Origin of the sequence: Palleronia sediminis (genome assembly GCF_004358695.1) — a bacterium.
Taxonomy (GTDB): Bacteria; Pseudomonadota; Alphaproteobacteria; order Rhodobacterales; family Rhodobacteraceae; genus Palleronia; species Palleronia sediminis.
This window is the reverse complement of sequence record NZ_SNAA01000005.1, coordinates 200237-207062: the sequence shown is the minus strand read 5'-3', so window position 1 is coordinate 207062 and position 6826 is coordinate 200237. Positions and strand designations below refer to the sequence as shown.

The 6826-nt window shown below is 70.8% G+C and carries 5 protein-coding genes and 1 pseudogene; all 6 read right to left on the bottom strand.

Annotated features, from left to right (window positions below; all coding sequences use genetic code 11):
* Nucleotides 1-109, bottom strand: a pseudogene (locus E2L08_RS06915) (IS5/IS1182 family transposase); the annotation flags it as partial.
* Between the two features lie 99 nt (nucleotides 110-208).
* Nucleotides 209-1228 carry an aldose epimerase family protein gene (locus E2L08_RS06910; protein ID WP_133396332.1) on the bottom strand — a complete coding sequence of 340 codons (1020 nt, stop codon included), beginning with the start codon at nucleotides 1226-1228 and terminating at the stop codon, nucleotides 209-211.
* The gene (locus E2L08_RS06905) at nucleotides 1218-2087 is read right to left on the bottom strand and encodes a dimethyl sulfoxide reductase anchor subunit family protein (protein ID WP_133396331.1); all 870 of its coding nucleotides are present in this window, start codon (nucleotides 2085-2087) and stop codon (nucleotides 1218-1220) included. The genes E2L08_RS06910 and E2L08_RS06905 overlap by 11 nt, the downstream gene beginning before the upstream one ends.
* Nucleotides 2087-2830 (bottom strand): 4Fe-4S dicluster domain-containing protein, encoded by a 744-nt coding sequence (locus E2L08_RS06900; RefSeq protein WP_133396330.1) that lies wholly within the window; start codon nucleotides 2828-2830, stop codon nucleotides 2087-2089. The genes E2L08_RS06905 and E2L08_RS06900 overlap by 1 nt, the downstream gene beginning before the upstream one ends.
* A complete protein-coding gene (locus E2L08_RS06895; protein WP_133396329.1) occupies nucleotides 2827-5724 on the bottom strand; it encodes a molybdopterin oxidoreductase family protein in 2898 nt (965 codons plus the stop codon). Before E2L08_RS06895 ends, E2L08_RS06900 begins: the two co-directional genes overlap by 4 nt.
* A 7-nt stretch (nucleotides 5725-5731) precedes the next feature.
* Complete coding sequence (locus tag E2L08_RS06890; RefSeq protein ID WP_240758141.1) at nucleotides 5732-6811, bottom strand: acetate/propionate family kinase; 1080 nt, start codon at nucleotides 6809-6811, stop codon at nucleotides 5732-5734.
* Between the last annotated feature and the right edge of the window lie 15 nt (nucleotides 6812-6826).

Sequence of the window (6826 nt, the reverse complement as noted above, 5' to 3'; positions counted from 1 at the left end):
TCCCACTCAGCACCCGCCTGTCATCGACCCGTGGCTTCCCGTGCGACTTCGGAAAGAAAGGGGAAAGCTTGGCCATCTGCTCGTCGCTCAGCCAGTAGAGGTCGTCCATGTCACCGCTCCGCTTTTCGGGCCGTGAATCACGCCGAACAGCACCAATCAATGCATCCTGACCCTAGCTGCACCAGCGGACCCCCTCCGACCGATCCGATCATGCCTTGCCGAAGGTGACGCGCGTCGCCTGCTGGAATGTCTCGCCCGGCGCGAGGTCGATGCCCGGAAATCCGGCGCGGCCGGGGGCGTCGGGCCAGTTCTGCGCCTCGAGCGCCACGCCCGCGCGGGGCGGGTAGGGGCGGGCGTGGTTGGTGCGGCGCGATCCGATTCCGAACGGGTGCATGTCGAACACCTGAAGCCCCGGCGCCGTCGTCTCGAGATCGAGCCGCAGCCCCCCATCCGACGTCAGGCGCGCGGCATGGGTCAGGGCGCGCGGGGCGTCGGACAGGCAGAAATTGTGATCCAGATCGGGCACGTCGCCCGGCACGAGCCTCCGGGGCGTGCGGAAATCGAAGGCCGTGCCCTCGACCGGGACGGGGCCGCCGCGCGGCAACGTGTCCTCGTCGACGGGCAGGTAACGCTCGGCGGTGACCTGCAGGGTCATCGGTGCCTCGCCGGGGGTGGGGTGCAGGCTCCAATACGGGTGCCAGGCGGGGTTCATCAGCGTGGGCGCATCGGTCCGGGCGGTGATCTCGACCGAAAGCGACGCGCCGTCGAGGCCATAGTCCACGCGCACATGCCGATTGCCGGGAAATCCGCCCTGGCCATCGGGCAGGTCGATCTCGAACGCGGCGCGGTCGGGGGCCAGATCGGCGACCCGCCAGATCGCGTGCTGGGTCGAGGCCGCGCCCGAATGCAGCGTGTGCCGCCCGTCCTGATTGCGCTCGAAGCGATGCGGCACCCCGTCGATCGTCGCCTGTCCGTGGCCGATGCGGTTGGCGACCGGGGCGATCACCGCGCCGAAATGCGACATCAGCCCGTCATAAGATCCCAAATCCCGCGCCCCGAGGCACAGCGGATGCGCCACGCCGGCAAGCCGCAGGTCCCGCACGATGGCGCCCATGTCGAGCAGCGACACGGTGAGCACCCCGTTCGAGATCACCGCGCGGTGAACGGCGTGCCCGTCGCGGGTCCGGCCGATCCGCGTGGTGCCGCGGGGGGTGGCGTCAGGGTCCATAATACAGCGCCATCACATGCTCGGCCTCGGCAAAGAACAGCCAGCGTTGCAGCATCACGCCCCCGATATGGACCAGCGTGGCGAGCGGCACGATGACGACGGCGGGCCCCGGCAACACCAGAAGCAGCGCCGGGGCGACAAAGCCGAAAACCAGCGCGAGCGACCGCAGCCGCAGCCCATGCCTGCGCGCCACGCGGAACGCCATCTCGCGGGTCAGGTAGTTCGGCCCCGTATGCGGGTTCTCGAAGGGGCGCACCGCGCCGCGCCCGCCCAGCCCCGTCGCCGTGCCCACCGTCGACGGGTCGCGCGCCACCCGCGCATCGGCCCCGCGCCAGGCGGCGAACTGGCCCAACCCGGTGAGCCCCAGCATCAGCAGCGCCGGTGCCCATGCGCCCGAAAGCACCAGCCCGCCCGTTGCCGCGTAGGCCAGGAACAGCACCGGCACCGACCAGTGATGCCAGCGCGGCACGGTCCTGAGCTGGGCGTAGATCATCGCCGTGGACGCCACCGTGCCGAAACAGGCCAACGCAGCCAGCCAGCCCAGGGGGGCGATGCGCGTGCCCGCCAGCGTCAGCGCGGCATAGAGACCCGACAGGGCCAGGGCGCCGACCGCGGCCCATGCCTCGCGGCTGAGCCAGCTCGTGCGCCACTGGGTAAAGGCCAGCAGCGCGCGTTCGGGGTGGCCCAGATGCAGGGTCGAGCTGAGCAGCCCGCCCCCCGCCAGCGCGAAGCCCAGCGCGAAACGCAAGAGCCCCGCCCAGCCGTCGGTATCGCCCACGCCCAGCCCCATCATGGCGAGAAGGCCGAAGCCCAGCCCCGACAGCGTGGAAAAGACGATCAGCGACGGCGCGGGGTGCATCAGCCCATCCGCTCGAGCGTGCGGTCGAGCCAGCCGAGAAAGCCGCCCGGCGCCTCGTCCACCGGGTCGAGGAACGGCGCCAGCACGTCGATCTCGTCGCGGGGGCGGGGGGGGAGGTACTTGTTGACCGGCCGCGTCCCCTGCTCGGGCATCAGGTCGATGCCGCCCCGTTCGACGACGAGGCGCGACACCGCGCTGTCGGGATCGCCGAGATCGCCGAAATGGCGCGCCCCGGCGGGGCAGGTGCGCACGCAGGCGGGCACGCGGTCCTCCTGGGGGAGGTGCTCGTTATAGATGCGGTCGACGCAAAGGGTGCATTTCTTCATCACCTTCTCGGCGGGGTCCATCTCGCGCGCGCCATAGGGGCAGGCCCAGGCGCAGAGCCCGCAGCCGATGCAGGCATCTTCGTTGACCAGAACGATCCCGTCCTCGCCGCGCTTGTAGCTGGCCCCGGTGGGGCAGACCGTGACGCAGGGCGCGTCCTCGCAATGCAGGCATGATTTGGGAAAGTGAAAGATCTGCGCCGCGTCGCCGCCCGCGGGCCTCACCTCGTAGCTGTGGACGCGGTTCAGGAACGCGCCCTCGGGGCTGGCGCCGTAAGGGTCGGCATCGGCCAGCGGGGCGCCGTAATTCTCGGTGTTCCAGCCCTTGCATGCGATGACGCAGGCATGACAGCCGACGCAGGTATCGAGGTCGATCACCAGCCCCAGCTTGCGATCGGTGCGTTCGGGAAGCGCGGTCATGGCGTCTCGTCCTTCTCGGCATCGGCATCGGCATCGGCGGCGGCAGAGGCGGAGGCGGCCGCGCGGGTCTGCCGGCGCAGCAGTTTCGGCGCGCGCCCCACGGGGCTGCGCTGCGCGGGCGGGGCGGGATAGCTCATCGCCGGGCGGCGGACGCGCTCGACCTTGACGCGCAGATCGAACCACGCGGCCTGTCCCGTGATCGGGTCGGAATTGGCCCAGCGCAACCCGTCGCCCTTGGGCGGCAGGAGCTCGTGGATCAGGTGGTTGAGCAGGAACCCCTTGACCGCCTCGGGCGCGCGCGGGTCCAGCGCCCAGGCCCCGCGGCGCTTGCCGATGGCGTTCCAGGTCCAGACCGTCTCGGGGTTGAGCGCGGCCATCGGCGCCACCGGCACGGCGATCTCGCCATGGATCGAGCTCACCCGCGCCCAGTCGCCGGGCGCGAAGCCACCGTCCTCCCAGACCGGGATCGGCAAGAAAAGCGGGTTGTCGCCGTGGATCTGGCGCAGCCAGGCGTTCTGCCCGCCCCACGAGTGATACATCGCCGCCGGGCGCTGGGTCAGGGCGTGCAACGGGTAGCCCACCGGGTCGGCATGGCCGTCCTCGAGCGGCGCGTACCAGATCGGCAGCGGATCGTGGGTCAGCGCCATGCGCGCGCGCAGATGCTCGGGCGCGCGATGCGGGCCGCGCCCCTCGGCGGCAAGCTGGAACCGACGCAGGGGCTCGACATAAAGCTGGAACAGGTAGGGCTGCGGCGTGTCGTAAAAGCCCATCGACACGGCCCAGTCCTGGTAGGCGCGGTTCCACGGCTTCATGTAGCGCGCGCCCTCGGGCACCTCGAACACGCGGAACCCCCCGGCGCGGATATAGCTGTCGAGCTGGGCCTCGTTGGGCGCGCCGCGCCCGTCGGTCAGGCCGTCCTCGCCCAGCCGGAACCCGGCCAGCGGGCCGATGCCGGGGCGGCGTTCGTGGGTCTGGATGTAATCGGCGTAATCCGCGTAAAGCGGCTTGCCCGCGTCGTCGACGAATCCCGGCAGCTTGAGCCGCGCGCCGAGGTCGATCAGCACCGACTGGAACCCGCGCACCCCCTCGTGGCCGGGCCGTTTGGGCGTCACCACCGGCCAGCGGATCGCATCGGCCGCGGCGTCGGGTTCGGAAATCGGCCGGTCCAGCAGCGAGATGCAATCGTGCCGCTCGAGATAGGTCGTGTCGGGCAGCACGACATCGGCATAGGCCACCATCTCGGAGGAATAGCTGTCGGACACTACGACAAAGGGGATGCGATATGCGCCGTCCTCGTCGGTATCGGCCAGCATCTCCATCACGCCCGAGGTATTCATGGACGAGTTCCAGGCCATGTTGGCCATGTAGAGAAACAGCGTGTCGATGGGATAGGGATCGCCCGCATGGGCGTTCGAGATCACCATGTGCATGAGCCCGTGAACGCTCAGCGGGTTTTCCCACGAAAACGCCTTGTCGATCCTGAGCGGCCGTCCCGCCTCGTCGACCAGAAGATCGGCCGGGCCCTGCGGGAACCCAAGATGCGGCCCGTCGAGCGGGCGGTCGGGCTGCGCGCTCGCGTGGGGCCGGGGATGGGCCTCGGGGGGCTTGGGATAGGGCGGCTTGAACCGAAAGCCGCCCGGTCGCTCGACCGCGCCCAGCAGGATCTGGAGCATGTGCAGCGCGCGCGCGGTCTGGAACCCGTTGGAATGGGCCGAGATCCCGCGCATGGCGTGGAACGATACCGGCCGGGCGGTGACGGTCTCGTGCCGCTCGCCCCGGAAATCGGTCCAGTCCTGCGCCACCTCGAACGCCTTGTCGAAGGCGGCATGGGCCAGTTCGGCCGCGATGGCGTGGATGCGCGCGGGCGGCAGGCCGATGCGCGGCCCGATCGCCTCGGGGGCATAGCCGGGGTCGAGGTAACGCTCGGCCATGGCGTGAAAGACGGTGCGATGCGTCCAGCCCGCCCGGCGCAGCCGCCCGTTCAGGTCGGGCCGCACGCCCGGCGCGTCAAAGGGCATGGCCTTGCCGGTCGCGCGATCCATGACCAGGGGGCGCCCCGCCTCGTCGCGCAGGATCAGCCCGTGATTGTCCGATTTCGCGTCGGCATCGAGCAGCATCGGCGCGTTCGTCCACCGCGCCAGGTAATCGAGGTCGATCCGGCCCGCGCGCATCAGGCAATGCACCAGCGACAGGATCAGCAACCCGTCGGTGCCGGGCGTCACCCCCACCCAATCGTCCGCGATGGCGTTATAGCCGGTGCGGATCGGGTTGACCGCGATGATCCGCGCGCCGCGTTCCTTGAGCCGGGCAAGACCCATCTTGATCGGATTGCTGTCATGGTCCTCGGCCACGCCGAACAGCATGAAGAGTTCGGTCCGTTCCCAATCGGGCGAACCGAACTCCCAGAATGCGCCGCCCATCGTGTAGATGCCCGCCGCGGCCATGTTGACCGAGCAGAACCCCCCATGCGCGGCATAGTTCGGCGTGCCGAAGGCCTGCGCCCAGAAACCGGTAAAGCTCTGGCTCTGGTCGCGCCCGGTGAAAAAGGCAAGCTTTTCGGGCGCCTCGTGGCGCAACCGGCCCAGCCGCTCGGTCACGATGCCCAGCGCCTCGTCCCAAGTTGCCTCGCGCATCTCGCCGGTCCCGCGCGGGCCGGTGCGGATCAGCGGCCCCTTGAGCCGCGCGGGCGAGGTATGCTGCATGATCCCCGCCGAGCCCTTGGCGCAGAGCACGCCGCGATTGACGGGGTGATCGCGATTGCCCTCGATATAAGCGACCTCGCCCGCCTTGAGATGCACGTCGATGCCGCACCGGCAGGCGCACATGTAACAGGTCGTCTTGCGCGTCTCGTCGCCGGGCCGGGGCGACAGGTCGGGGCGGGGGTCTCGTGTCATGGCGCGATCATGGCCCATCGCGGGCGGGCGCGAAAGCCGCCCCCGCCTCGGCCGCGCCCTTCGGGCAAAGACATGCCCGCGCCGCGCGCGCGATCCAGGCCTCTTCGCGGGCGGGCACGACATGGACCGGCACCGCCCCGGCAAAGGCCAGCCCCGCCACGATGCGCCCGCGCACGGCCGCGTCGTTCTCGCCGATGCCGCCGGTAAAGGCGATGGCGTCGAGCCCGCCCATCGCCGCGATCATCGAGCCCGCGTGACGGACCGCCCAATAGACGAACCGGTCGATGGCCGCGCGCCCCTCGGGGCTGGCATGCAGCGCGCGCATGTCCGACCCGCCCCCCAGCGCCCGCAGCCCGCTTTCGCGATTGAGGATGCGCGACGCCCCCGCGATCCCCTCGGCCGCGGCAAGCGCCAGCACCGCGTTGCCGTCGATATCGCCGGTGCGGCTGCCCATGACGAGCCCCGAAAGCGGCGAATACCCCATCGTCGTGGCGACCGAGCGCCCCCCGGCGATGGCGCAAAGCGAGGCGCCGTTGCCGAGGTGACAGGCCAGCAGCCGCGCGGGCAGCGGATCGAGCGTCTCGACCAACCCGGCATAGCTGATCCCGTGAAAGCCATAGCGGCGCAGCCCCGCCGCGCGCCATCGCGCGGGCAGCGCGTAATCCACCGCCTCGGGCGGGTTGGTGGCGTGGAAGGCGGTGTCGAAACAGGCCACCTGAGGCAGGCCGGGCGCGGCGGCCGCCACCGCGTCGATCCCCGCGAGGGCCGCGGGGTTGTGCAGCGGGGCCAGCGCGGCGGCATCGGCGATGGCCGCCCGCGTCTGGGCGTCGATCACGCAGGGCGCGACCAGCCCCGCGCCGCCATGCACCACGCGATGCGCCGCGCAGACCGGTCGCGCGGGCAGGCGACCCAGCAGGGCCTCGATGGCCGCACGGTGATCGGGCGCGGCGACGGGGCGCCCGTCCATCCGGGCGCCGCCGCCGATCTCGGTCACCTCCATGCGCGAGACCTCGCGCAGCGCGTCGTCAAAGACCGCCGCCTTGACCGAGGACGACCCGCAATTGAGGATGAGGATCGCCTGTTCCACGCCTGCGATCTCCCT